At 59.6% G+C, this 23,878-nt stretch carries 22 protein-coding genes; 12 read left to right on the top strand and 10 right to left on the bottom strand.

Annotation, left to right across the window (positions count from 1 at the left end; translation table 11 throughout):
* Positions 1 to 42: 42 nt before the first annotated feature.
* Positions 43 to 216: a hypothetical protein gene (locus FHT29_RS22365; protein WP_168600134.1), complete on the top strand. Its 174-nt coding sequence runs from the start codon at positions 43 to 45 to the stop codon at positions 214 to 216.
* Between the two features lie 47 nt (positions 217 to 263).
* Here FHT29_RS22365 and FHT29_RS22370 read toward each other — a convergent pair whose 3' ends face one another.
* Positions 264 to 1,760 (bottom strand): mechanosensitive ion channel family protein, encoded by a 1,497-nt coding sequence (locus FHT29_RS22370; RefSeq protein ID WP_168600135.1) that lies wholly within the window; start codon positions 1,758 to 1,760, stop codon positions 264 to 266.
* A gap of 182 nt (positions 1,761 to 1,942) precedes the next feature.
* Between FHT29_RS22370 and FHT29_RS22375 the strand changes: the two genes are divergently transcribed.
* The 5 genes from FHT29_RS22375 (at position 1,943) to FHT29_RS22395 (ending at position 8,242) form a co-directional block, all read left to right on the top strand.
* Entirely contained in the window at positions 1,943 to 2,803 is an 861-nt protein-coding gene (locus FHT29_RS22375; protein WP_047557446.1) for an MBL fold metallo-hydrolase, read from the top strand.
* On the top strand, positions 2,800 to 4,014 hold the full coding sequence (locus FHT29_RS22380) for an MFS transporter (RefSeq protein ID WP_047557443.1): 1,215 nt from the start codon (positions 2,800 to 2,802) through the stop codon (positions 4,012 to 4,014). The genes FHT29_RS22375 and FHT29_RS22380 overlap by 4 nt, the downstream gene beginning before the upstream one ends.
* A gap of 183 nt (positions 4,015 to 4,197) precedes the next feature.
* Positions 4,198 to 5,502 (top strand): c-type cytochrome, encoded by a 1,305-nt coding sequence (locus FHT29_RS22385; RefSeq protein WP_047557440.1) that lies wholly within the window; start codon positions 4,198 to 4,200, stop codon positions 5,500 to 5,502.
* Positions 5,499 to 5,987 carry a (2Fe-2S)-binding protein gene (locus FHT29_RS22390; protein WP_047557437.1) on the top strand — a complete coding sequence of 163 codons (489 nt, stop codon included), beginning with the start codon at positions 5,499 to 5,501 and terminating at the stop codon, positions 5,985 to 5,987. Before FHT29_RS22385 ends, FHT29_RS22390 begins: the two co-directional genes overlap by 4 nt.
* Positions 5,984 to 8,242, top strand: coding sequence for a molybdopterin cofactor-binding domain-containing protein (locus FHT29_RS22395; protein ID WP_047557435.1), 2,259 nt, complete (start codon positions 5,984 to 5,986; stop codon positions 8,240 to 8,242). The genes FHT29_RS22390 and FHT29_RS22395 overlap by 4 nt, the downstream gene beginning before the upstream one ends.
* Here the strand turns inward: FHT29_RS22395 and FHT29_RS22400 are convergent.
* The gene (locus FHT29_RS22400) at positions 8,232 to 9,131 is read right to left on the bottom strand and encodes a LysR family transcriptional regulator (protein WP_047557433.1); all 900 of its coding nucleotides are present in this window, start codon (positions 9,129 to 9,131) and stop codon (positions 8,232 to 8,234) included. The genes FHT29_RS22395 and FHT29_RS22400 overlap by 11 nt on opposite strands.
* Before the next feature lie 104 nt (positions 9,132 to 9,235).
* Here FHT29_RS22400 and FHT29_RS22405 point away from each other — a divergent pair, with 104 nt between their 5' ends.
* The 6 genes from FHT29_RS22405 to FHT29_RS22430 all read left to right on the top strand — a co-directional run bounded on the left by FHT29_RS22405 (position 9,236) and on the right by FHT29_RS22430 (position 14,714).
* Positions 9,236 to 10,447, top strand: coding sequence for an MFS transporter (locus tag FHT29_RS22405; protein WP_168600136.1), 1,212 nt, complete (start codon positions 9,236 to 9,238; stop codon positions 10,445 to 10,447).
* A gap of 9 nt (positions 10,448 to 10,456) precedes the next feature.
* Complete coding sequence (locus FHT29_RS22410) at positions 10,457 to 11,569, top strand: FAD-dependent monooxygenase (protein ID WP_168600137.1); 1,113 nt, start codon at positions 10,457 to 10,459, stop codon at positions 11,567 to 11,569.
* 217 nt (positions 11,570 to 11,786) lie between these two features.
* A complete protein-coding gene (locus FHT29_RS22415) occupies positions 11,787 to 12,026 on the top strand; it encodes a DUF2188 domain-containing protein (RefSeq protein WP_037198775.1) in 240 nt (79 codons plus the stop codon).
* Positions 12,027 to 12,101: 75 nt separating this feature from the next.
* Positions 12,102 to 13,265, top strand: a complete 1,164-nt coding sequence (locus FHT29_RS22420; protein ID WP_246703076.1) for an MBL fold metallo-hydrolase — start codon at positions 12,102 to 12,104, stop codon at positions 13,263 to 13,265.
* Between the two features lie 284 nt (positions 13,266 to 13,549).
* Positions 13,550 to 14,128 (top strand): AraC family transcriptional regulator, encoded by a 579-nt coding sequence (locus FHT29_RS22425; protein WP_168600138.1) that lies wholly within the window; start codon positions 13,550 to 13,552, stop codon positions 14,126 to 14,128.
* Between the two features lie 190 nt (positions 14,129 to 14,318).
* Positions 14,319 to 14,714, top strand: coding sequence for a response regulator (locus FHT29_RS22430; protein WP_051963909.1), 396 nt, complete (start codon positions 14,319 to 14,321; stop codon positions 14,712 to 14,714).
* Between the two features lie 7 nt (positions 14,715 to 14,721).
* On the opposite strand, the gene FHT29_RS22435 is transcribed toward FHT29_RS22430, so the two are convergent.
* The 8 genes from FHT29_RS22435 to FHT29_RS22470 form a co-directional block, all read right to left on the bottom strand.
* Entirely contained in the window at positions 14,722 to 15,339 is a 618-nt protein-coding gene (locus FHT29_RS22435) for a response regulator (RefSeq protein ID WP_052212323.1), read from the bottom strand.
* A 71-nt stretch (positions 15,340 to 15,410) separates the two neighbouring features.
* The gene (locus FHT29_RS22440) at positions 15,411 to 16,628 is read right to left on the bottom strand and encodes an ATP-binding protein (RefSeq protein WP_052212293.1); all 1,218 of its coding nucleotides are present in this window, start codon (positions 16,626 to 16,628) and stop codon (positions 15,411 to 15,413) included.
* Positions 16,625 to 17,446 (bottom strand): alpha/beta hydrolase, encoded by an 822-nt coding sequence (locus FHT29_RS22445; RefSeq protein ID WP_047557420.1) that lies wholly within the window; start codon positions 17,444 to 17,446, stop codon positions 16,625 to 16,627. Before FHT29_RS22445 ends, FHT29_RS22440 begins: the two co-directional genes overlap by 4 nt.
* A 563-nt stretch (positions 17,447 to 18,009) precedes the next feature.
* Positions 18,010 to 19,152: a Xaa-Pro peptidase family protein gene (locus tag FHT29_RS22450; RefSeq protein ID WP_168600139.1), complete on the bottom strand. Its 1,143-nt coding sequence runs from the start codon at positions 19,150 to 19,152 to the stop codon at positions 18,010 to 18,012.
* 6 nt (positions 19,153 to 19,158) lie between these two features.
* Positions 19,159 to 20,379: a M20/M25/M40 family metallo-hydrolase gene (locus FHT29_RS22455; RefSeq protein ID WP_168600140.1), complete on the bottom strand. Its 1,221-nt coding sequence runs from the start codon at positions 20,377 to 20,379 to the stop codon at positions 19,159 to 19,161.
* A 23-nt stretch (positions 20,380 to 20,402) separates the two neighbouring features.
* On the bottom strand, positions 20,403 to 22,043 hold the full coding sequence (locus FHT29_RS22460) for an ABC transporter ATP-binding protein (protein WP_168600141.1): 1,641 nt from the start codon (positions 22,041 to 22,043) through the stop codon (positions 20,403 to 20,405).
* A gap of 1 nt (position 22,044) precedes the next feature.
* Positions 22,045 to 22,875 carry an ABC transporter permease gene (locus FHT29_RS22465; protein WP_168600142.1) on the bottom strand — a complete coding sequence of 277 codons (831 nt, stop codon included), beginning with the start codon at positions 22,873 to 22,875 and terminating at the stop codon, positions 22,045 to 22,047.
* Positions 22,868 to 23,815 carry an ABC transporter permease gene (locus FHT29_RS22470; RefSeq protein WP_168600143.1) on the bottom strand — a complete coding sequence of 316 codons (948 nt, stop codon included), beginning with the start codon at positions 23,813 to 23,815 and terminating at the stop codon, positions 22,868 to 22,870. Before FHT29_RS22470 ends, FHT29_RS22465 begins: the two co-directional genes overlap by 8 nt.
* Between the last annotated feature and the right edge of the window lie 63 nt (positions 23,816 to 23,878).

Genomic DNA, 23,878 nt, shown 5'->3' on the forward strand with positions numbered 1-23,878 from the left:
GATGATTGGTGAACGGATCGAAATTTGAAAAAGGACGTCTGAATGGTCGAAAAGAAGAGGATCGCCGATGCCCATGTTCGCGACGGTATTGCGAGCCTGCCGGAAATGGAAGACCTTTCGCTCGAGGTTCTCGTTACGAAGACATCGACCGAAGACAACGGTCTGGACGGAGCGCTTCCCGAGGGCGACGCGCCGGCCTCTGGCCGATTGGACTGATGTTGCAGCCATGTCGATGGACCCCTAGCCAGCCCTGAAGGCGTCAATCAGGCCGTCGCTGAATGCGGCAGCTGGAAGAGATGGCGGATGCGGTTGGCCAATGTTTGCGCATGCTGCGCATGCATGTCGCCGACGCCCTGAAGACGCCTTTCCTGCTCAAGGCGATCGGCAAGCGTCAAGCCGATATCTTCCGCAAGAGCCGGACGATCCCGCAAGATTTCGCAAAGCTGATCTCGGCCTATCTGACGGGTGACGACCGGTGTGAGCGCGACGATGCGGCCGGGCTCCTCCGCCCCGATCAATAGACCGCGCTCGCCGAAGAAATCGCCAGGCGAGAGCCGATTGAGCTCGATGTCCCCTCCATCCTCCTGCCGCACCACCATCACCACGCCGCTCTCGACGAGCATCAATGCAGACGAGCGTTCCCCCTGAGACAGGATCTCGGCGCTCTTTGCATAGGTTCGCCGAACGGCCGCGTTCGAGAGGGTTTCGCGCTCCTTTTCGGTCAGTGCCAAAAACAACGGCAGCGTCTTGATGAGTTGCGACGACGTTTCAGGCGGTGCCTCTGATGCCGTCGCGAGCTGCAAGAGGGAGGGTGCAACGAGCGTGTTGTCACTGGCAAGCGATATCCCCGCCGCCTGTGCGTGCCGGAACACCAGATCGTAGATCTCGTTCTTTGCGGTGAGTGTCTCAGATATGCTGCCGAGACGAAACGCCAGTTCAAATTCTATGGCCTCCTTGCTGAGGTTGACGATCGAAACCGTCGGTGCCGGAGCGCGCAAAATATGGTTGCTTGCCAACATGACCGTATCGAGCAATTGCGCCATGGCTGCTGGCGGTCGCGTCGGCGCAAGCCTGATCGACAGCGTAATCCCATGGGTTTCGTCGGGACTGTTGAGATTGACCAGTTGCGATTTTGCTAGCGCGCTGTTCGGGATGACCACGAGGTCGTTTGCCGCGTTGGACAGATGGGTGGCTCGCCAATTGGTCTCGATCACACGACCTTGGACACCGTTTTCGAGAATGATCCAGTGACCGACTCTATATGGGCGTCCGAGATTGAGTGCGATGCCGGAAAAGACATCGGATAGCGAGCTTTGCAGCGCAAAGCCGAGGACAATCGCAAAGGCTCCCGATGTTGCGATCAGCGTGCCAACCGGCACGCTGAACACATAGGCCACCACGGAAAGGACTGCCCCGACATAGATGATCCCGGCGATCAAGTCCTGGACGAATCGGGCTTCGCGGGGGCGACGCTCGAAGATCAGGAATAGCCTGATGCAACTGACGAGCATCATCGCGCCACCGAGCCACCAGATCGTCTTTGCGAGACCATAAAACAGCCGGTGCCACAAATCGGAAGCGTTGACCACCGCCGAATAGGGCGCAACCCCATTCGCCAAAAGAACAGCAGTCAGGGTTGCGAAGAAAGCGACATCGACGGCGAAGCGTACCGCCTTGTGCCGTGGCAGGGCAGAATGCGCCACTGTCAGCATGGCGACGAGAAACACAAATTGTACAATGGGATCAGATAGATATTGCATGGCGCGTTCCAGACTGCAGCCCACCAGCGGTAGACCATTGCCTAGGCGATGTCTTGGCGATTCCAATTGAATTTGGCGCCCAATCGTTCAGTAATAGTGAACAATGCATAGCTTCTGTAGCCAATTTCAATCTCGATCGAATTCGCCGACATCTGGTTCATGGAAACACAGGAGTTTGGCAAATGAACAAACCAATGACATTTCACAACTTCAAGCATGGTCTCTTCGATGTCACGGTGCTGTCCGACGGACCGATCGTGCTCGACGGAGAAATCTTCGCGCCCCAGGCGACCGATGGTGAACGAGAGGAAATCGTCGCCCGGCTTGCCGGAGCCGATAACGTCGCGGAAGCGCAGTCCAACATTCCCCTGATCATCGCGGCAAACGATGTCATTCTTGTCGATGTCGGTGCGGGGTCGCTTTTCCAGCCGGGCGAGGGGCAACTTGAAGGCAATCTGAACTCCGTTGGTGTAAAGGCAGGGGATGTTACAAAGATCATCCTCTCGCATGCCCATCCCGATCATATATGGGGCATGATACGTGAGGACGGAACGCTGCGTTTCTCCAACGCGCGCTATTACATCACGCGCTCGGAATGGGAATTCTGGATGGGAGAAGAGGCAAGCGCCTTGCCAGAGGCAATTCAGCCTTTTGTCACCGGCGCTCGCCGCGACCTTCAAGCCATCGCGGATCGCGTGACATTCGTCGAAGATGGCGACGAGATTATACCCGGTCTCAGGGTTCTCTCGACGCCTGGCCACACGGCGGGACACATCTCGCTCGTGCTGGACGGCGACGTGCCGTTGATCATCACCGTCGATGCGACCGCCAGCCAGATCGTTTCCGTTGAACATCCCGACTGGAGCTTCGGCTTTGACATGCATCCCGAAACGGCGAGAACCACGCGCCGCGCATTGCTGGAACGAGCCGCACGAGACAGTGCCATTCTTCTTGGCTACCACTGGACCTATCCCGGTGTCGGAAGTGTCAGCAAGGAGGGCGAGACCTTCAAATTCAGTCCTATGACGGAGGCACGATCATGAGGCGTAAGGTTCTCGGAAGAAAGGCGAGCTTCCTGACGGCTGCGGCCGTCGTTGCTCATACGATCTGGACCAGTGCCGCTCCTGCCCTGACGTATCCGCTCTATGCGCAGGAATGGCATCTGACGACCTTCACGACCACGGCGATCTTCGCCGTCTATCCGGTCTTTGTCGTCCTCATGCTCGTAGTCTTCGGCAATGTGTCGGACTATATCGGGCGCAGGGAGGCAATGCTGCTAGGTCTTGCGGCGTCCCTGACGGGCACGATCATGTTTGCGCTTGCGCCGGATGTGGACTGGATCTTCATCGGCAGGGCCTTCATGGGCGTCGGCGTGGGTCTGTCCGCTGGGCCGTCTGCTGCAGCGGTGGTCGAGTTCAGCGCGCCCGGCCGGACCGCCCAGGCCGGTAGTGCGACGGCAGCCGCCCAGGCGTTTGGCATGATCGGCGCAGCTCTGGCCGGCGGCGCATTGATCGAATATGCGCCTCTGCCGACGCGATTGAATTTCGTTGTCCTGACTGCGGTTCTTGTCGTCGTTATGGTTGCAACCTGGATGCTGCCGAACCATACGGCGTCGCGGCCAGCCGGCCGCTGGCGGCCGAGGTTGCCTTCCATCCCAAACGGCGTATTTGCGACGTTCGTGACGGCAACGGCCGCCGTGACGGCCTCTTATGTGCTCGGAGCCATGACGCTTTCTCTTGGCGCGCAGGTGGCGCGGGATATCATTGCGTCGCAGAATGCGCTCGTCAACGGCGGCACGATCGCTCTATTTGCGATTTCCTCCGCCATTGCCACCCTTCCGGCGCGAGGTACCAAGCCTGGCAGGGTCATGCTCGCGGGTAGTGTTATCGCCATCGTTTCCTCGGGATTGCTGGCGCTCGCCGGGGCCTTGCACTCGCTGGTCTTCTATACAATTGCCCAGATCGGCAGCGGGATGGCCTACAGCCTGCTCCTTCTTGGGGGGCTATCGTTGGTCAACGCCGCAGCTCCCGTAACGCACAGAGGCGCAACGCTCTCGGCGCTGTTCCTCGTTGCTTATCTGGCCCAGGCCGTCGTCGCACTGTTGCTGGGTAAGATCGCGACCTGGGCGAGCCTCTCGTTCGCGGTGGATATCGGGGTGGCGACCGTCGCAGTGCTGGCATTGGTGACGCTCCTTCTCGACGCCGTCAGAAGTGCCATCGCTAGCCGCAGCACCCGTAAGGCCCGCGGACACTGACCCCTTTCGCATAGGTGCAATGCAGTGCGGACCGTAAGGCGCGCCCTGCCATTGTTCTTCGACAGGGGAAGGGTTTGAGGATCAATCGATTTATCCAAAACGCCGGGCGTCGCGACAAGACACGGCAGAGGCCGAGGCCGATGAATGAAATAAAAGCAACGTTTACCAGAGCGAACCGCCCTCATGAAATTTTCGAAGCGATATCTGGCAATCGGAGCCGCGTTCGTGTCGGCTGCGATCGTTACCGGACTCGGACTGGCGGCATGGCTCGTCTACGAGCCGCCAATTGCCAAAATCCGCCGCCCGTCGGCATCAAACTTCGATCGCAACCTTGTGGTCAGGGGCGAGCAGCTTGTCACCGTCGGTGATTGCATCGTCTGTCACACCGCGCCGAACGGCGCTCCCTTCGCTGGCGCGCGCGCCCTGCCGACGCCCTTTGGGACGCTTTTTTCGAACAACATCACTCCTGACGAGAAGACGGGGATCGGCACCTGGTCGCTTGCTGCCTTCAGCCGCGCGATGAGGCAGGGCGTCGCTCGGGACGGAAGCCATCTCTATCCGGCCTTGCCCTACGAGCATTTTACCCATGTGAGCGACGAGGACCTCGAAGCCATCTATGCGTTTCTGATGACCCGCCAGCCGGTCGCGCGGCAGGCGCCGGAAAACCAATTGCTTCCGGGCCTTGGGTTTCGGCCGTTACTGGCCGGCTGGAAGCTGCTCTTCCTGAGGCAGACGGAATTCCAGCCTCTGGCGAGCGAAAGCGCCAGTTGGAACCGCGGCAAGTATCTGGTGGACGGCCTTGCCCATTGTGGCGGCTGCCATACGCCGCGCAATCTCGCCGGCGGCGAGGAGAGCGGACGGGAATTCGCCGGCGGCGTGGCGGAGGGCTGGAATGCGCCCGCGTTGGACGAGACAAACCCTTCCGCCGCCAGATGGAACGTTGCCTCCCTTTTCGCATATCTCAAGAGGGGGTCCGATAGCGGCCATGGCGCGGCAGGCGGACCGATGGGGCCGGTAGTCGAAGGGCTCTCCCGCCTCAACGACGCGGATGTCGAGGCGATCGCCGTCTATATCGATTCCCGGATGCATCCCGCTCCGATATCCGGTGAGCGGGCGGTTGATGCGGAACCCGCCATGGATAACCGTTCCGCTGCTGCTGCGGCGCATCCTGATGCCGATCTTCTTTTTGATGGCGCATGCTCAGGCTGTCATGCGCCGCGTGCGCCGATGAACCTCAACGGGCGACCGCTGCTTTCATTTACGACCGACCTGAAGGCCGACGATCCGAGAAACTCCGTGCAGGCATTGCTGCAGGGTATCGCGGCGCCTGGGGAAAAGGGAGCGTACATGCCGTCCTTTTCCGGCACCGTGACCGATCGGCAGCTAGCGGACCTGCTCGCCTATGCTCGCGCCCGCTTCACCGACAAGCCGGCATGGCGGGACCTGGAAGCGACCGTTGCCGACATTCGCAAGGAGAACGCGGAATGACCATCTCGATCAATGTCAATGGCAAGGACCACGTCGTGGAAGCCGAGCCGGATACGCCGCTTCTCTACGTGCTGCGCGACGATCTGGAGCTGAACGGCGCCAAATACGGATGTGGCCTCGGACAATGCGGCGCCTGCACGGTGCATATTGACGGCAAACCCATTTTTTCCTGCCTGACGCCCGTTGGCCTCCTTGACGGCAGGAAGGTGCGGACCATCGAGGGACTGGGCTCGGTCGAGAAGCCAAACATTGTCCAGAAGGCGTTCCAGGACGAACAGGCTGCCCAGTGCGGCTATTGCATCGCCGGCATGATCATGCGTGCGCAGGCTCTTCTCGACCGAAATCCTTCGCCGAGCGAGGAGCAAATTCGCGTGCACATGCAGTCCAATCTCTGCCGTTGTGGAACGCATGCACGAATATTGAGGGCGGTACATCGGGCGAGCCGTGAGATCTCCTCTGCCACTATGGACGGAGGTGCGCAATGAACGCCAGGCAGAACACGGGGTTGACCCGGCGCTCCTTTCTCGGTGCGAGCGGCATCGCAGTTGCATTTGCGCTTACTCGGCCGGCATTTGGGCAGCTTGCTGGCGGGGGCGAAGGAGGTGCTGGTCCGGAAGTCGTCGCTCCCGGACTTCCAGGAAGCCTGAAGTCGTGGCCGTATCTCGACTCCTGGATCCAGCTCGATAGTAAGGGACATGCGACTGTCTTCACCGGCAAGGCTGAACTTGGCCAGGGCATCAGGACCGCACTGTTGCAGGTTGCTGCGGAAGAGCTCGATCTGCCACCCGCGTCGGTAGCGCTCGTAACGGTCGATACGGCGAGAACGCCCGATGAGGGGCTGACCGCGGGTAGCCATTCGATGCAAGATAGCGGCACCGCGATCCGCAACGCATCGGCCAATGTCCGTATGCTGCTTCTGCAAATGGCAGCGGAGCGATTGCAGGTCGAAGCCGGACAATTGTCCACGAGCGGCGACGGCAGCATCCTCGCGCCCGATGGTCGCAGCGTCTCATACGGCGAGGTCGCGGCTACGCTCTCACTTCATGTCGAGGCGATCGCCGACGCGCCGTTGCGGAAGAAGGCCCAGTTCCGCACGATGGGCACGAACCTTCCTCGGCTCGATATTCCCGCCAAGACAACCGGTGGGCAGGCATTTATTCACGACATGCGGCTGCCGGGCATGCTGCATGCTCGCATGCTGCGCGGGCCGAGCGAACGGACGCGTTTGAAGCTGCCGCCAGCCGCCGAAATCGAAGCAATGCCAAAGGTCTTCAAGTTCGTCCAGAACGGCGATTTCGCCGCTGTCGTCACTGAGAGGGAATGGGACGCGATCAAGTTGATGCGAAAGCTCCAGGCGTCCGACTATGAGCCAGCCGGGGCGCCGTTCCCGACAGGCGATGTGACCGACACGTTGAAGGCGCTTCCGGCCCGCGACATCGTCATCCTCGATGTGGCCCATCCCGTTGCCGCGCCCGTCAAGACGGTATCGGCGCGCTACACGCGCAGATGGATCAGTCACGGTTCCATCGGCCCCTCGTGTGCGATCGCCTTGTTCAAGGACGATCTCCTGACAATTTGGACCCATAGCCAGGGTACCTATGACGTGCGCCGCGTCGCTTCGGAGTTGCTCGGACGGCCGATCGGCAAAATCCGCGCGATCCACGTGGAGGGTGCAGGCTGCTATGGTCAGAACGGCGCGGACGATGTCGCCGCCGAGGCTGCCTATATCGCCATGTCCGTTCCCGGCCGGCCGGTCCGTCTGCAATGGATGCGGGAGCAGGAGTTCGGATGGGAGCCGCTCGGTCCAGGCATGGTCACGGAGGTCGATGCCGGCCTGGATGCCTCCAACCGCATCGTGGCGTGGAAATACGATGTCTGGAGCAATCCCCATAATAACCGCCCGGTCGGCGCCGGCGGTGTGCTCATCGGCAACGAGGTCGTGCCCGGATTTCCGCAGCCGGAGGGCAAACCGATCCCGATGCCGGAGGGAGACGGAAGCCGCAACTCCAACCCGCTTTACGATCTGCCGAACATGAATGTGCTTTATCACTTCATCAAGGACATGCCGATCAGGGTCTCGGCGTTGCGTTCGCTGGGGGCGCATCTCAACGTCTTCTCGATCGAAAGCATGTTCGATGAGCTGGCGCTTGCCGGCAATATCGATCCTCTTGAGCTGCGGATGAATCATATGGCCGATATTCGCGCACGGCAGGTCATGCAAACCGCGACCGATGCCTTCGGGTGGCGCAAACGGCAGAAGAGGGGACCTTTCCACGGTTTCGGCATGGCCTTCGCACGATACAAGAATCTGGGCGCCTACTGCGCGGTCTGCCTGGAAATCAGCGTCGACCAGAATACCGGCCGCATCACCGTCCACCGAGTGCAGGCAGCCGCCGACTGCGGCGAGGTCGTCAGTCCGAACGGTGTTCAGAACCAGATCGAGGGTGCCATCATCCAATCCCTCAGTTGGTGCACGCGCGAGGAGGTGACGAATAACGAAACGATTCGTACGAGCTTCGACTGGAGCGCCTATCCGATCCTGCGTTTCCTCGATATCCCGGAAAAGATCGATGTGATCGTCGAAGAACAGCCGGGTCAACCGTTTCTGGGCGTGGCCGAATGCGGGCAGGGACCGACCTCGGCGGCACTTGCCAATGCGTTGGCTGACGCGACCGGCATACGCTTCCGGGACATGCCCATGACGCCGGAAAGGGTGAGGACGGCGATCGTCACTCTGTAGTTCCTTCAATACCGGCCTCCGCCAGCGCGGTACGCAAAGCTGCAATGAAGACACGGACCTTCGGCAGCACCAAACGTGTCGTCGGATAGACGGCCCAGATGTTGATCGGCTCTGGTTGTGCGCCTGGAAAATCGATCGGCACCAGGCGGCCGGCTTTGATGTCGTCGGCGGCATACCAGGTCGACAACAGGGCAATACCGGCTCCGCCAAGGCATGCCGTGTAACAGCCTGCGATGCTGCTGCAAGAAAAGCGTCCATTCAGTCTGGCATGCCGCTCATCGCCGTGTTCCCGGAAGGTCCAGTGGGTGGCGCCGGCAAGCGGCAGGCAATCGTGATTGGCGAGGTCGTCGAGAGACAATGGCACGCCGCGACGGGCAAGGTAGCGGGGGCTGGCGACGATGACCCGAGGATTGTCCGCGAGCTTGCGGGCGATAAGGCTGCTGTCCCTGAGACGGGCGATCCGGATTGCGAGGTCCGTTCCGGTCGTCACGAGATCGGGCAGGCTGTCGGTCATATCGACGGAGATTCTGAGATCAGGATTGTCTTCCAGGAGCCGTGGCACGATCGGCATGATGAACTTCAAGCCGAATGAAATTGGCACGGACATGCGCAGCAGCCCCGAGGCGCTTTCCGTTCCGGAATGCAGGAGCGCCATCGCCGCCGCCTCGTTATCGACGAGAGCCTGGGCGAACGGCAGGAAGCTTTCGCCCTCCGGCGTCAACGAGAGCGATCGCGTGGTGCGATGTAGCAGCCTCACGCCGAGCTCAGCTTCCAGCCCGGCCAGTCTGCGGGTCGCGACCATGGGGGTGATGCCAAGGCGCCGGGCCGCGGCGGCGAGGCTGCCGCTGGAAACCGCGGAGGTGAAGACCAGAACGTCATTCGTGTCCATTATATCGAAAACCGTTACACAGGCCAATCATTCAAGATGACTAAAACGTTTTTCGATAAAAAGCTAGATATCTGCATACTTCTTCAGCCAGAAAGGCAAGGACCATGGACACGATAAGTCAACACCGGCCGGCAGGTTCAAAACAGCTTTCGAAGCCGGCCCTATTCGCGATGGCAGCAGCCAGTGGCATCGCCGTGGCGAATATCTATTATAACCAGCCAATGCTCGGGATCATCGAAAACGAGTTCCAGCACCAGCCAATCACGGGCTTCATCCCGACAGCTACTCAACTGGGCTATGCGCTGGGTCTATTCTTCCTGCTCCCGCTCGGCGACCTCGTACACCGGCGCAAGTTGATCATCGGCCAGTTCATCGTTCTTGCCGTGGCTCTCGCGCTTGCGGCCATCGCGCCTTCGGCCTGGTCGCTCGTCGCGGCGTCACTCGTTGTTGGCGCCAGCTCCACGGTCGCCCAGCAAATCGTTCCCTTCGCCGCCTCGCTCGCCTCCCCCGACAGGCGCGGATCCACGATCGGCACTGTCATGGCCGGCGTCCTGTCCGGAATTCTGTTCAGCAGGACCCTGTCCGGATTCGTTGGCGAGCATGCGGGCTGGCGTCAGATGTTCTGGATCGGCGTGCCGTTGGCGCTTGCCGCGGCGGCTCTCATGTTTTTTGCGCTGCCTCACCACCGGCCAACATCCCGGATGGCCTATCATAATGCCATCAAGTCCCTTGCCCATCTGTGGAGGCGGGAACGCGCGCTGCGCACGGCGGCGCTGATGCAGGCCGCGCTCTTCGGCTCCTTTACGGCCTTCTGGACGATTCTTGCACTCTACCTGGCAACACCGCGTTTCCATCTCGGCGCAGACGTGGCTGGTCTCTTCGGCATCGTTGGCGCGGCCGGTATCTTTGCGGCGCCGCTTGCCGGTAAGATCGCCGACCGTCGCGGACCCGATTTCGTCGTCTGGATGGGCGCCTTGCTCACTCTGGTCGCTTGGGTCATCTTCGGTCTTTGGGCTTCGCTTACGGCACTCGTGATTGGCGTGGTCATTCTTGATTTCGGCATCCAGAGTGCGCTCGTATCGAACCAGCATATCGTCTATGCGCTTGATGCCGACGCTCGCAGCCGTCTGAACACGATCTTCATGACCGCGATGTTCCTTGGTGGGGCGGTCGGTGCTGCCCTGGCGACCGCTGCCTGGAGTTATGCCGGCTGGTTCGGCGTCAGTGCTCTCGGCGCCCTGCTTGCTCTTCTCGCCTTGGTGGTTCGCGTAGCTGGACATCGTACCCGTTCGACAACCGCCGCTCAGGCTCGATAGGAGAATATCATGAAGCGGTTGCGTATTCGGATCGTCGGAGGATCGCTTGCCGGCTTGTTCGCCGGCATCCTCTTCCAGCGCGATGGCCACGACGTCAGAATTTACGAACGCTCTTCGTCCGGTCTTGCCGGGCGGGGAGCAGGGCTCGTCGGCCAACGGGATCTTTTCCGTATCCTGCGTGTGATTGGATGCGAACATGTAGCTCGCGTCGGCGTGGTCGCCGACGAGCGGATCTACTTCAACCGGGATGGAAGCATTGCCGAACGTCTCGCGACGCCGCAAATGCAGATTTCCTGGGATTTTCTGTATTCGACCGTCGCATCACATATGACCGCCGATAGCTATATGATCGGACATCCCATAGACAGCGTGGTCGAGAGCCTTGAGGGTGCGCAGATCATTTTCGCCGATGGCGGGCGTGAGGAAGCTGATTTGGTCATAGGCGCCGATGGACTTGGTTCGGTCGTTCGCCCTCTTCTGAACCGGGACGCAAGCAATCGTTTCGCCGGTTACGTCGCCTGGCGCGGTCTCGTCCCCGAGACAGCATTGCCACAGGAGGCCGCGATCCTGCTGGACAGGTTTGCCTTCTATATCACCGGCGGGATCCACGTCCTTGGCTATCTGGTGCCTGGCCCACATGGCGAAACCGGGCGCGGCGAGCGCAGGTACAACTGGGTCTGGTATCGACCAGTGGCGGGGAACGATCTGCGGACGGAATTCACCGCCGCGGATGGCAGGATATTTGATTATTCGCTCCCGCGCGGTGCCCTCTCCGACGAGCGCCTGCAAATCCTGCAAAAGGATGCTCTTTCGATGCTGCCGCCGCAGCTTGCCATGGCGGTCGAAGCGGAACCCCAGCCCTCCATCCAGGGTATTTTCGACTTCGAAGCTGCGAAGATGGTATCTGCCCATATGGCCTTGGTCGGCGACGCGGCCTTTGTCGTTCGGCCGCACACGGCCATGGGTGTCTCGAAGGCCGCAGGCGATGTCCTCGCACTTCGAGAGGCCTTGATGGGCTCAGATGATCTGCCGGAAGCACTGGCTCGATACGAGCAAGAGCGCCTGCCTGTGGGCAAATATATCGCGGATTATGGCCGCCAGCTAGGCGCCTCCGCCCTTTGACTCAAACGCGCCAACTCTGAGCACGTCCCGGAAAGAGACCGCCTGTTGTTTGCCGTTTTAATCCCTTGGAATGCTGCAGCTTCCCCCGACATGAGCCTAAAGGAGAAACGTCCATGGAGCATAGAAACAGACAATACTCATCGGCTGGCCTCTCCTACAATAGCCGCATGCCTTGGCATCAACCCATGGAATGACGATGAAAGAAGAAAGCGCACCGATGCATCTGACTTATCACATTGGCCGGCATGACGGCGGCTGGGCCTATCGACTTGGCGACGTCTGGTCCGAGCCATATGCCAGCCACTCCGATGCGCGAGCCGCGGCCCATCGTGCTGCCCGCAGGCAACAACTCGAGGGCCGGGACGCCGAGATCCTCTTTCAATCCGAGGATGGCTCCTGGCACCGGGAACATGTCGAAGCAGGGGATCGTCCGGAAGTCGGTGTGGCCGATGAGTAGCATGCGGCGGGTGAGCGATATGTTCCCTCACCGGATGCACCCGAACGGACGGGCTTAGCAGTACGACCCCGCCAATTGGCGGCTCAGATCCCAGTTCTGAACAAACGGCGACGCTGCGCAAGTTTGCACGGCGCAACGAACCGACATGTCCTCTTGCACAAGGAGAAACGTATGACACGTAGACTTTTCCTCGGCGGTCCCGATGGGCGATCGCGATGGGCCGCGCGCCGAGCCTTGAATGTGGTTTTTCTTGTTGCCTGCTCGATTTTTACGGCAATGTTGTTTGCCGGACACGCTCTTGCCGCAGCCCCCCAAGTTGGTACCCAGGCGCCCGGCTTCTATCGCATGATGCTCGGCAACTTCGAAATCACGGCCCTGTCCGACGGCACGCATCCTTTCCCGGTCCACAAGGTTTTCACGAAGTCGTCGTTGGCCGATGGGCAGAGTGTGCCGCTCGATCAATCATCACCGGGAGAAGCAGATGCACTGCTTGCCGAAAGCAAACTTTCCGTTCCTGTTGCGGGATCGATCAACGCGTTTCTGATCAACACCGGATCGAAACTCATCCTGATCGATAGCGGTGCAGGGAGCCTTTATGGTGACTGTTGCGGCCATCTCATCGCGAATATGCGGGCAGCCGGTTACGCTCCGGAGCAGGTCGATGAAATCTATTTGACCCATTTGCACGCCGATCATGTCGGGGGCATTGCGCCCAATGGGAAAATGGCGTTTCCAAACGCCGTGGTAAGGGTAAGCCAAGCCGATGCCGACTACTGGCTCAAGGACGCCAACGAGGCTGCGGCACCGAGCCTGTTGAAATCGATGTTCGAAGGCGACAAGGCGTCCTTGAAGCCCTATATCGACGCCGGGCGTTTCAAGCCGTTTTCCTACGGCGACGAGCTGGCACCTGGTATCAAGCCTATCGCCGGCCCCGGCCATACCCCTGGTCACAGTTTCTTTGAGGTTGAAAGCAACGGCGCGAAGCTCTTGCTGTGGGGGGATGTCGTCCACGTCGCTCCGATGCAGTTTCCCGACCCGGCGATTACGGTTGCCTATGACAGCGACGCCGGCATGGCCGAAAGCGTGCGGCTCGCCGTCTTCGCGGACGCGGCGCAAAAGGGTTACTGGATTGGCGCGGCGCATATCTCGTTTCCTGGACTTGGGCATGTCAGCGCGAAGGATGGGCATTTCTTTTGGGTTCCCGCCAACTACGACGCAGCGCCTGGAACAGGAAACTGAACCGGATCTCGTCCAGCATGAAGCTCAGAAAATCTGCGCGCGGGCTCTTGAAGCGAGGCAGGATGTTGTAGGCCTACAACATCCTGCCTTTTGCCTGGGGGTCTGCTTTTTCTGGGCACCCTTGCGGCCTCTTCCGCGTGTTCCAATTCCCCAGCAATAATACTTTGGTATGGTCTGCTAGCACGCACGTGTACCGGAACCGGATCAGTGTACGATTCCGCGAAGATGGCATCGGTCTCAAAATGGACCCCATGAAAGAATTCAGGGTCACTTGGAGATAGACGATGCCTGCAACCGCTGCTGTTCCCGCCCGCGATACGTCCCCCATCGCTTTCAAGAATGTCACGACGGAAACTGCAGAAGAGGTATCCTCGCTTCTTCTTTGCGCGATCCGCTGTGTCGAAAATGACGAGACGATCGCCATCGATCTCATGAAGCAAGCTTCCCATTTGCTGAAGCCTTTCTCCGTTCATGCCGAGCCGATAGAGCGCCAGCGGAGCAGTTCGGGAGGCCTTGCTCCCTGGCAGATCAATCGCGTGAAGAGTTACATCGAAGATCGCATATCCTATCCCATTGCGCTCGATGAACTTGCCGAGGTTGCCAAGCTTAGCACGAGTTACTTCTCGGCAGCATTTAAGGTCACCTTCGGTATTTCACCCCATAATTACGTCGTCGAACGGAGGGTGGAATTTGCCAAGTATCGAATGCTGAACAGCGACGCTCCTCTGTGCGAAATCGCACTCGATTGCGGATTGGCTGATCAAGCTCATCTCTCGCGAATTTTCCGTCGCGTTACGGGGACGACCCCCAGCGCCTGGCGGCGGTATATGGCGACCCCCGGTAGCCGATCAGCTGCCGCCTGAAGAGCGAATTATATCGACTGAGGCCAATTTGATGCGAATCAAGGGCGAAATGAATGGACGAGCTATGGAACCTTTGCTTTCTAATCCTGTGATTGCCTCGCTGCCGGACAGACTGGAACTTATGACTAGATGAATTAAGGATACGAATGTCCCGCGATGCTTAGCCGAGAGGCATCCTAGATCGACGCACATGAAACAAACTGAGATGCCGCCAACCGCACTTATTGGAATTGTCGATGATGACGCAGAGTTCTTGGCCGCTTTGAGCAGCCTAGTTCGCTCGTTTGGGTGCAAAGTTGAGAGCTTCAGTTCCGCCGAACGATTGATCAACCGAGCGAACCTCTTGGACTTTGCCTGCGTCATAAGCGACATCAACATGCCCGAGATGAATGGCCTTGAGCTGACGAGTATTCTCCGACGCACCCACACGGATCACCAATTGCCGATCATTCTGATGACCGGGCGTGATGCGCCGGAATTGGAGAGGAAGGCTCACAATTTCGGTGCATCCGTCATTGTTGCCAAACCATTTGGCTTTGATGAGTTGGCCACGAGCTTAAAGCAAATTGGGGTCCTACCCCGGTGATGCCGGCTCATTTCTCGTTTAATTTGAGTGCTTCCGACATCTTGATGAGGTCGGCCAGAGTACGGGCATTCATCTTGCGCATCGCGGACCCGCGGTGGATTTTTACCGTAACTTCGCTGAGGGATAGCCGGCCGGCTATCTGCTTGTTCATAAACCCCGATGCAACGAGTGTCATCACTTCCTTTTCGCGCGCGCTGAGCTCCTCATAGCGGGCCCTCAGAGAGGAAACTTCCAATTCCCTGGACCTTTTTTGGCGATCGATTTCCAAGGCCCGAGAGACGGCGTCTAACAAATCCTGGTCTCGAAACGGCTTGGGAAGGAAATCGACGGCTCCAGCCTTCATCGCCCGAACCGTCATTGGAATATCGCCGAAGCCAGTCATGAAGATCAGCGGGATGGACTTTTCGCTCATTATGAGTTGGTCCTGGAAATCGAGCCCGCTGAAGCCGGGAAGGCGCACGTCGACCAGTGCACAACGCGGGCCATCCGAGGTCGTGAAAACAGCGAAATCCGGAACTGTCTCGTGAAGCACGGTTTTCAAGCCGACGGACCGAAGTAAGCTATCAAGCGAAAGACGTAGGTCCAGGTCATCATCAATGACATGCACAATGGGTGTCGAATTCATATTCATATCAAAACCGAATTGAGATGCAGGTCGATTTACCGCGAGTACCGTCCTGTGAGCGGTTCATCACCTTATCCATCGGTCTGCACCTGTTCTGCCGGCAAGGCAAAGCTGAATCGTGCACCCAAATGAGGGGTCGACTGGAGCTCGATTTGGCTACCATGTGCTTCTATAATCGAACGGCAAATGGCAAGGCCCATGCCAATGCCGGTTTCCTTCGTAGAAAAGAAGCTTTCAAAAAGCCGTTCGCGAACATGGGCGTCAATGCCAGGTCCACTATCCTCGACCTCCACGGCGACATCTGCGATACCGCGCCGGGTGCGAATGCATAAGGTCCTATTCCACGCATGCCCGTCCGACATGGCTTGCGCAGCATTCAATGCGAGATTTACGATAACCTGCAATATCTGCGTTTTGTCGGCTTTTACCGACGGCAGGTTCGACGAAAGATCAAGGCGTAGCGTGATCTGACGTTTGGCAAGATCGGTTCGCAACAGAAGGATCGCTTCCTCGACAACAGAATTGATGTCTGCCGGCAGGCGCTCTGACTTTTTGTTGCTCGCCAACGCCCGCATTGTCGTTATGACGCCGGCTGCTCGCTTGCCATTTTTCGCAATGCGCTCAAGCAGCTGCTGAACTTCAGCAATGTCGGGTTCATCTCTGGAGAGCCATCGCAATCCGGCCTCAGCACTCGCAACAATGGTGCCAAGCGGTTGATTGACTTCATGAGCGATCGAGGCTGTCATCTCTCCTAGCAGGGAGATACGGGCAGAACGGGCGAGGTCGCTTTGGAGACCATCCTTGGTTTGCTCGAGGGATATTCTCTCGCTGATACTCCAAAAGCTGAGATAGACGTCGTCCGGCGAGACATCGCTTTCGCCCTGCCAAAGGTTAAAGGCAACCTGGTGCTCACCTCCGCCGGCGATGGTTAAGCTGCCGTCATAAGCAATCGCCTTTTGCCCCTGAAAGAGTCGATATAGACCATCTGCAAACAGCCTGAGCGTGTCTTCCGGGAAGACAGATGCAACGGGAGCCATTGCGATGGTACCTGGATTTTCGATGTGCAGCAGCGCACAAGCACTTGGGTTTGCATCTGTAATCAGGCAGGCGTTGCCGAGCGTACAACTGACGTTCTGGCTCAGCTCAATCGCCTCACCATGGCTTTCCGAAGGAGTAAGTTCGGCAATGAGCTCCCATGCCCCTTTGGCGGAAAGACGGAAAATTCCCATCGGCAAGGAGCGGAACAGATTTGGATCGCCGGTGTAACCCAAGGACGCACCGTCGCTCATTGCTGCAGAAAGCCAAGCAAGTCTTCGTTCAGCCTGTCCTTATGCGTAAACAAAAGCCCATGCGGAGCGCCTCCGTAAACCTTGAGCACCGCATCGGGCATCAGCCGAATTGCTTGTTCGGCGGTTGCCTTGAATGGGACGAATGCGTCGTCTTCTCCGTGAATGATCAACACGGGAACGTCGAACTTCTCGATGTCGCCGCGATAATCCGTCGCTGCGCAGGCGGTAATCGCGTCGTGTGCCGCCTTCAGCGACCCTTGCATAGCGATCTGGTGCAACTGAATCATGCTTCCTTCGGAAACCGACGAGCCGTCCCGGTCCGCTCCAAAAAACAATCTTGCGAAACCGCGCATGAATTCCGCCCTGTCGGCTCTCAAACCAGCACGGACCCCTTCGAAGACAGGCTCAGGAACGCCACACGGATAGTCCGCGCTTTGCGCAAGCTTCGGAGTTGTTGCGCCGATGAGGACAACGCGGGAAACTCTTTCAGTTCCGTGCCGGCCGATATAACGGGCGATTTCGCCACCACCCATGGCGTAGCCGACAAGCGTGACATCCATGAGATTGAGCGCTCGAATAAGCTCGTCCAAATCGTCTGCGAAAGTATCGTGGTCGTAGCCATGCCAGGGTTGATCCGACCGGCCAAAGCCTCGCCGATCGTGCGCCACAACGCGATAGCCCTGGGATGCCAGGAACATCATCTGATTTTCCCACATATCGCTGCTAAGAGGCCATCCGTGGCTGAAGACCACCACCGGCCCGGTGCCCCAATCCTTGTAGTAAAGACGCGTGTCATCTCGGACAGTCAGCATAGGCATCCGTCTAAACTCCATTGAAAAAAGCTAAGAATTTCGAATTTATCGAACGGTAGCACAGCGATTTCTGCCGTACCATAGTTGGATTTTACAAGACGGAGCTATGAGGCAAAGGGCGCGCCTTTCGTTCAAAAGGGTCTGGAATTTCCTGAAGGATTATCCGACAGCGAACGATTTAAGACGGCTTGGCCATGGAGGGATTGGAATTTCGGGGCCGCCTGTTTGTGGACCTAGGCGGCCTGTTTCCGACGTTGAAATCAGCGAAGCTTGTTGGTGGCTCGTTTAATCCTTTCTTGCTCCAGCAGGATAATGTGCTCGCGCTTCAATGAAGGTTCGCCAGCAGATCTTGAGCGTTTGGGAATAGTCGATGAGGTGGCAGGCCACGAACGTGATCGAGTTTTCGGCCGTAGGCGATATCTAGCGATTCTTGCTCAAGGCACCCATCCGTCACCGCCAGCAGCTTGAAGAAGTCGAGCTATTTACGTGTCCACAATTCAAATTCTTTCAAAGCGAGCGCTGTCGGCCTGTGTAATTTACTCCTCGGAACAAATTCGAGCGAATGCACCTCATCCTCGTTGAAATCCGGATTGATGGGCGGTGAGAAGTTGACGGGCGGTTGCAGTCAGCCGTCTGCCGCCCTCTGGCGTCACCACGACCGTCTCGCTGAAACCCAGCCGGGCAGCTGTTGCATAGACGTGGAAAACCATGCCTTCTTCAAGCGGCCAATCAGCGTCGGGCAGGAAAGCCCGGGAGAAATCGCTGGTGCGCGGCGTGCGAGTGTAAAGGCCGAGTGTATAGGCCGTCACATTGTCATAGCGCGGCCTCAAGCCGGACGCGATCAGACCCTGGCGCGTGATGGCATCGACGTCGCGAGCCAAGGCGCCGGGTTTCATGGCCTCGATCTGTTCGTCCTGCACGGCGATGATGCGCGCGGCGATATCCCGAAGCTTGACGGTCGTGTCGCCGATGGCGATGGGCCGCATCAGCCGGGCCCCATAGCCGTCGACCCGTGGAATAAGCTCAACATGCAGAATATCACCGACACCAAGCAGTTCGCCTTTGAAGGCGCCGTGCAGAAATTCATGGTTGCCGCTGGCTTTGACGATCGGGCCGGTCTCGCCGCTATCAGCGCCTTCAAGTAGGAAAGTCGCCGCAGCAGTCGCTGCGGCAGCGCGCGTCGAAGAGCCGACGCGGACGTTCTGCGCAATTGCCCGCATGGCCTTGTCGGCGATGGCAGATGCATCCTTCAGAACCGTGATTTCACGCGGCGATTTGATCCAGCGCAAGCTGTCGCTGATGCCGGGAAGGGCGATGAATTCCGCCCGCGGCAGGCATGCCTTGAGGCGGGCGGCCGTATGGGCGCTGAAGCTGTAGGCGTTGACATCGGCGCCGATGCGGGCATCAGCGAAGCCATGGGCGCGAATGCTGTCCGCGACGGCCTGATGTGGATCATCGATATCTGCAAAGCCGATCACATCCGCGATCCAGGTCTTTTTTCGGCAAGGCGCCTCGTCGAGTTCGCGAAGTACGAACCACGGCTGTCCTTGGCGTGGAAGCAAGGCGGCGCGGTACATGGTTTCGGAAACGGTATAGCCCGTCAGCCAAGCCAGGAGCTCGCCGCTGTCGATCAGAAGGAGATCGACGGCGGCGGCATCCATTGCGGCATGTGCCTTGGCGATCCGCCAGTCATATTCGTCACGAGGAAACATGCGGCCTCAGATGATCTCGCAGATGTCAAGAATGGTGAGCATGTAGACGCGGATCATGTCGAGATAGTCGACGATATCGACCCGCTCGTCCGGCATGGTGTTGTAGCGCCCGCCGGGACCGCAGACGACGCCTTCCATACCGAGCTCGTGATAGAGGTGACCGGCATCCGTCCCGTAAAAGCGGGTCGGGGTGATCGCACCGGTCGGCTGCTTCTCGCCGCGCACGGCCTCATAGGCCGCATTGATCGATGTGACGATGCGGGAGGTCGGCGACACCTCGAAAGGCGGCATCAGCGGCCGCCCCTCGATCATCTCGGGAACCAGCTTGGCCTTGAGCCCCGGAAAACGCTTCTCAAGTTCGACGAGTTCGCCGGCGAGATCAGCAAGAACGCCTTCCTGCGTCTGGCCGGGCGCGTAGCGGGCCGAGCCCCGGATGCGGACGAAATCGGAGACCTGTGGCGGCCGCCATTCCTGGAGATCGCGTCCGAGAGCACCATGGACGACGCCGACATGGCCGCGATTGATCGAGCGATGCACCTCACTTTTCGCGCCGCTGAAGGTCATCGCGTTGATGCGCGGAATGATGTCGCAGGCGGCAGCGATGGCATCGACGGATTGCTCGCGCTTGGAAAGATGTCGGGTGTCGCCGGTAAGCTCGATGACAAAACTCAGCGCTGCCGCATGCATCGTCACGGCTGCAAGGTCGCTCGGCTCGCTATTGATGAAATAGTCGGCCTTGATGCCGCCGCGGATCGCGGCGAGCGTGCCGACGCCGCCCTGCAGCTCACCCACGACATAGGTCAGGATGATATCGCCCTTGAGTTTCACACCGGCATCCAGCAGCGTTTTGACGGCGCAGAAATAGGCCGCGTCGCCCGCCTTCATGTTGGAGACGCCGATGCCGTAGATGAACTTGTCATCGACGAGGCCGCCCCAGGGATCGACGGTCCAGCCTTCTGTTACCGGATTGGTGTCGAGATGGCCGTTGAACAGCAGGCTCTTGCCGCCGCCCGATCCCTTCAACCGTCCGATGGCATTGAAGCGCTGACCGTCCTCGAAAGGCTGTAGCTCGGACTGGAGACCGATCGCTGCCATCTCGCGGGCCATGATGCGGGCGAGTTCGCGTTCGCCATCGGTCTGGGAGTGGCTCTTCTGGCGTACCATGTTCGACAGGAAGTCGAGGCAGCTCTTCTCGTCGATCGTGCCGACGAGCGATTTCGGGTCCATTGTATGCTCCTTGCTCTGCAATTCTAGAAGGATGTGCCCGCGAGCGCCGGAACCGCCGCGATCAGCTGGCGGGTATAGTCGGCGCGGTCAGGGCTGGCGATTTCGTCTGATGGTACGACCTCGACAAGGTCGCCGCGGTACATCACGGCGATACGATGGGCGATCTGGCGAACGAGATTGAGGTCGTGGGTGATGAAGAGAAAGGCCGTGCCGTGCTTGCGGTGCAGTTCCAGCAGCAGCTGCACGATCGAGGCCTGCACGGAGACATCCAGCGCCGAGGTGATCTCGTCGCAGATGACGAGCTTCGGTTTCGAGGCGAAGGCGCGGGCAATGGCGACGCGCTGCTTCTCCCCGCCCGACAGCTGGTGCGGATAGCGGTCTGCATGGGTGCGCGGCAGGCGAACCTGTTCCAGCAGGTCGCCGATCCGGTGCGACAGGGAAGCGCCTTCGCCCGCCCCATAGAGTTTCAATGGCCGCGCCAGGATTTCATGAATCTTCTGCCGCGGATTGAGCGAGGCGTCGGGATGCTGGAAGATAAGCTGGACATCCTTGCGATAGGACCTATCCATATCGGCAAGTCCGGCGATCGTCCGTCCGGCGAAGGTCATCCTTCCCTCGAACGGGTTGAGCCCGGTCATCGCCTTGGCCAGCGTCGACTTGCCCGAGCCGGACTCCCCGACGATGCCGAGGATTTCGCCCGGCTGCACAGTGAGGCTGATGGCGCGATTGCCGGTGAAGCGCTTGAAGGCGCGGCCCGTCAGCGCCGAGAGAAACGGCTTGCGGCCGTAGTACACGCTGACGTTCTCGACCTCCATCAGCGGCTTGGCCTGATAGGAGGGGCGCGTCTCGACCAGCCGATTGGCGGGTTGCGGCACGGCGGAAAGTAGCTCCCTCGTATAATCCTGTCGCGGCGCTTGGAAGATATCGTCGATCGTGCCTTGCTCGACGATCTCGCCGCGCCGCATCACCGCCACGCGCTTGGCCGTCCGGGAGAGCAGCGCCAGATCGTGCGAGATATAGAGCGAGGCGACGCCGGTCTCGGCTTGAAGATCGAGAAACAGATCGAGGATCTGCCGTGAAGTGATCACGTCCAGCGCCGTGGTCGGTTCATCGAAGATGATGCATTGCGGATTGCAGGCAAAGGCGGTCGCGATGACGACACGCTGCTTCTCGCCGCCCGATGCCTCATGCGGCATGCGCTGCATCATCTGGGTCGGGTTCTTCAAGCCCACGCGGGCAAGCATGGCTTCCCCTTCGCCCCATGCCTGCCTTTTCGTCAGGCCGCGATGGCGTCTGAGCGCCTCCGTCAGCTGCGTGCCGAGCGAAAGGGTAGGGTTGAGCGAAGTGCCGGGGTCCTGGAACACCATGCTGATCTGCTTGCCGCGCATGCGGCCGACTTCGGCCGGCGATTTCGCCGCGAGATCCTCACCCTGCAGCCGGATGGCGCCGCCGACTTCGCGGGCATTGTCGGGCAGGTAGCGCATGATCGACCAGGCAAGCGAGGTCTTGCCAGAACCGGATTCGCCGACGAGACCGAGGATTTCCCCGGCTGCGATCTCCAAGTCGATATTTCTCAATGCGTGGAAGACGGCGCCGTTCACTGTCAGATAGTCGAGCGAATAATTGCGGATCTGTAGAACACTGTTTTGGGCGGGTTTGCTCATCTCATCCTCCCGTGCGCGGGTTGAGGGCATCGCGCAGGCCATCGCCGAGCAGGTTGAAGCCGACGGCGACGATCGCGATCGCCAGGCTCGGCCAGATGAGGATGCCGGCGCTGATATGCATGTATTGGCGCGCTTCGGAGATCATCAGTCCCCATTCCGTTGCTGGGGGTTGTGCGCCGAGCCCGAGGAAGCTGAGCGTCGCGAAGAGCATCACCGCGAAGGAGATGCGGATGGTGGTCTCGACGATGATCGGGGCGATGACGTTGGGCAGCATTTCGCGCAGGATGATGTAGGACGAGCTTTCGCCGCGGGCTATGGCGGCACTGACATAGTCCTGCTTGCGGATGGAAAGAGCGACGCTGCGGGTAATGCGCGCCATGCCGGGCGCGAAGGCGACGGCGACCGCCACCAGCGCATTGACGCTGCCGGAGCCGAGCAGATTGACGATCAGAAGCGCGAACAGAAGGTTCGGGATCGACATGATGGCATCGATCGTTCGCATGATCATCTCATCGGCGCGACCTCCGAGATAGGCCGACACGGTACCGATAAGGGCGCCGGCAAGGGTACCGGCGAGCGTTGCGACGACCGCCGTGATGACGGTCGCACGGGCACCGATCAGCAGCCGGCTGAGGATGTCGCGGCCATATTGATCCGTTCCGAGCAGGTAGGTCATGCTCGGCCCCTTGTAGCGAGCAAGGATCGACATGGCTTCGGGATCGCGGGGGGCGAGCCACGGGCCGAATGCGACGACAATGAACACCAGAGTGATGAGGATCAGGCCGGTGGCGCCCTGCGGCGTACGCAACAGCCGCTTGAGAAGATCAACCATATTGGATCCTCTTGTCGAGCCAGGCATAGAGAAGGTCGGCTGCGAAATTGACTATGGAATAGGTGGCCGCCATGAGGAGGACGCCGGCCTGGATGGAGGGTAGGTCGCGCGTCTGGATGGCGACGATAAGCTGCCGCCCGATGCCGGGAATGGCGAAGATTTCTTCGACGACGATGATACCGCCGAGCAGATAACCGACATCCAGCGCAACGACAGTGATGGTTGGCAGCAACGCGTTGCGAAGGGCATGGCCGAACAGAACGCGTGAACCGGAGAGGCCCTTCAGCCGCGCCGCGCGGATATAGTCGGTATGCAGCACATCGACGAGTTCCGAGCGGACCATGCGCGAGACATGGGCGATGAGGATGATGGAGATGACGCAGACCGGCAGCGCCAGATGTGCGAGGCCGTCGAGGAAATTCTCGGTGAGCGGCACGTAGCCGGTCGCGGGAAGCCATTTGAGCCAATCGGAGACGACCAGCACCGCCACCGTCGCCGTCACGAATTCAGGTAGCGAAACGCCCGCATAGGATACGAGGCTCACCAGCATATCGGTCAGGCGGCCGCGCCGCATCGCAGCGATAACGCCGAGCGGAATGGCGAGCACCAGCATCAGGCCGATCGACAGGCAGGCGAGCAGTAGCGACCGTCCCAACGCTTCGAACATCACCGGGCCGACGGGTTGGCCCGTGCGCAGCGACTGGCCGAAATCGCCGTGCAGAATGCCGATAAGCCAGTGCAGATATTGCATCCACACAGGGTCGTTCAGCCCCATTTGCTGGCGCAGAGCGTCCAGGGCCTGCGCGGTGGCGTTTTCCCCCAGCATCATCACCGCGGCATCGGCCGGCAGGACCTGGGTAATGGCGAAGACGACGAGCGACACGACGAAGAGCGTGTAGACGATCATCAATAGTCGCTTGATGAGATAGTGCGGTGACAAGGACTTGTTCCCCGGCGTTCCTGCGGCCGGCTGCGGATGGCGCGGCCGACCTTTGGGCTGCGT

Origin of the sequence: Rhizobium sp. SG741, assembly GCF_012275435.1 — a bacterium.
In the GTDB taxonomy this organism is placed as follows: Bacteria; Pseudomonadota; Alphaproteobacteria; order Rhizobiales; family Rhizobiaceae; genus Rhizobium; species Rhizobium lusitanum.

Excerpts from the sequence above, each read along its gene's own strand:
- FHT29_RS22445 (WP_047557420.1), bottom strand. The coding sequence starts at position 17,446 with ATGCCTATGCTGACTGTCCGAGATGACACGCGTCTTTACTACAAGGAT.
- FHT29_RS22430 (WP_051963909.1), top strand. The coding sequence starts at position 14,319 with ATGAAACAAACTGAGATGCCGCCAACCGCACTTATTGGAATTGTCGAT.
- FHT29_RS22370 (WP_168600135.1), bottom strand. The coding sequence starts at position 1,760 with ATGCAATATCTATCTGATCCCATTGTACAATTTGTGTTTCTCGTCGCC.
- FHT29_RS22465 (WP_168600142.1), bottom strand. The coding sequence starts at position 22,875 with ATGGTTGATCTTCTCAAGCGGCTGTTGCGTACGCCGCAGGGCGCCACC.
- FHT29_RS22410 (WP_168600137.1), top strand. The coding sequence starts at position 10,457 with ATGAAGCGGTTGCGTATTCGGATCGTCGGAGGATCGCTTGCCGGCTTG.
- FHT29_RS22405 (WP_168600136.1), top strand. The coding sequence starts at position 9,236 with ATGGACACGATAAGTCAACACCGGCCGGCAGGTTCAAAACAGCTTTCG.
- FHT29_RS22415 (WP_037198775.1), top strand. The coding sequence starts at position 11,787 with ATGCATCTGACTTATCACATTGGCCGGCATGACGGCGGCTGGGCCTAT.
- FHT29_RS22435 (WP_052212323.1), bottom strand. The coding sequence starts at position 15,339 with ATGAATTCGACACCCATTGTGCATGTCATTGATGATGACCTGGACCTA.
- FHT29_RS22400 (WP_047557433.1), bottom strand. The coding sequence starts at position 9,131 with ATGGACACGAATGACGTTCTGGTCTTCACCTCCGCGGTTTCCAGCGGC.
- FHT29_RS22385 (WP_047557440.1), top strand. The coding sequence starts at position 4,198 with ATGAAATTTTCGAAGCGATATCTGGCAATCGGAGCCGCGTTCGTGTCG.
- FHT29_RS22390 (WP_047557437.1), top strand. The coding sequence starts at position 5,499 with ATGACCATCTCGATCAATGTCAATGGCAAGGACCACGTCGTGGAAGCC.
- FHT29_RS22395 (WP_047557435.1), top strand. The coding sequence starts at position 5,984 with ATGAACGCCAGGCAGAACACGGGGTTGACCCGGCGCTCCTTTCTCGGT.
- FHT29_RS22425 (WP_168600138.1), top strand. The coding sequence starts at position 13,550 with ATGCCTGCAACCGCTGCTGTTCCCGCCCGCGATACGTCCCCCATCGCT.
- FHT29_RS22375 (WP_047557446.1), top strand. The coding sequence starts at position 1,943 with ATGAACAAACCAATGACATTTCACAACTTCAAGCATGGTCTCTTCGAT.
- FHT29_RS22380 (WP_047557443.1), top strand. The coding sequence starts at position 2,800 with ATGAGGCGTAAGGTTCTCGGAAGAAAGGCGAGCTTCCTGACGGCTGCG.
- FHT29_RS22440 (WP_052212293.1), bottom strand. The coding sequence starts at position 16,628 with ATGAGCGACGGTGCGTCCTTGGGTTACACCGGCGATCCAAATCTGTTC.
- FHT29_RS22460 (WP_168600141.1), bottom strand. The coding sequence starts at position 22,043 with ATGAGCAAACCCGCCCAAAACAGTGTTCTACAGATCCGCAATTATTCG.
- FHT29_RS22365 (WP_168600134.1), top strand. The coding sequence starts at position 43 with ATGGTCGAAAAGAAGAGGATCGCCGATGCCCATGTTCGCGACGGTATT.
- FHT29_RS22455 (WP_168600140.1), bottom strand. The coding sequence starts at position 20,379 with ATGGACCCGAAATCGCTCGTCGGCACGATCGACGAGAAGAGCTGCCTC.
- FHT29_RS22450 (WP_168600139.1), bottom strand. The coding sequence starts at position 19,152 with ATGTTTCCTCGTGACGAATATGACTGGCGGATCGCCAAGGCACATGCC.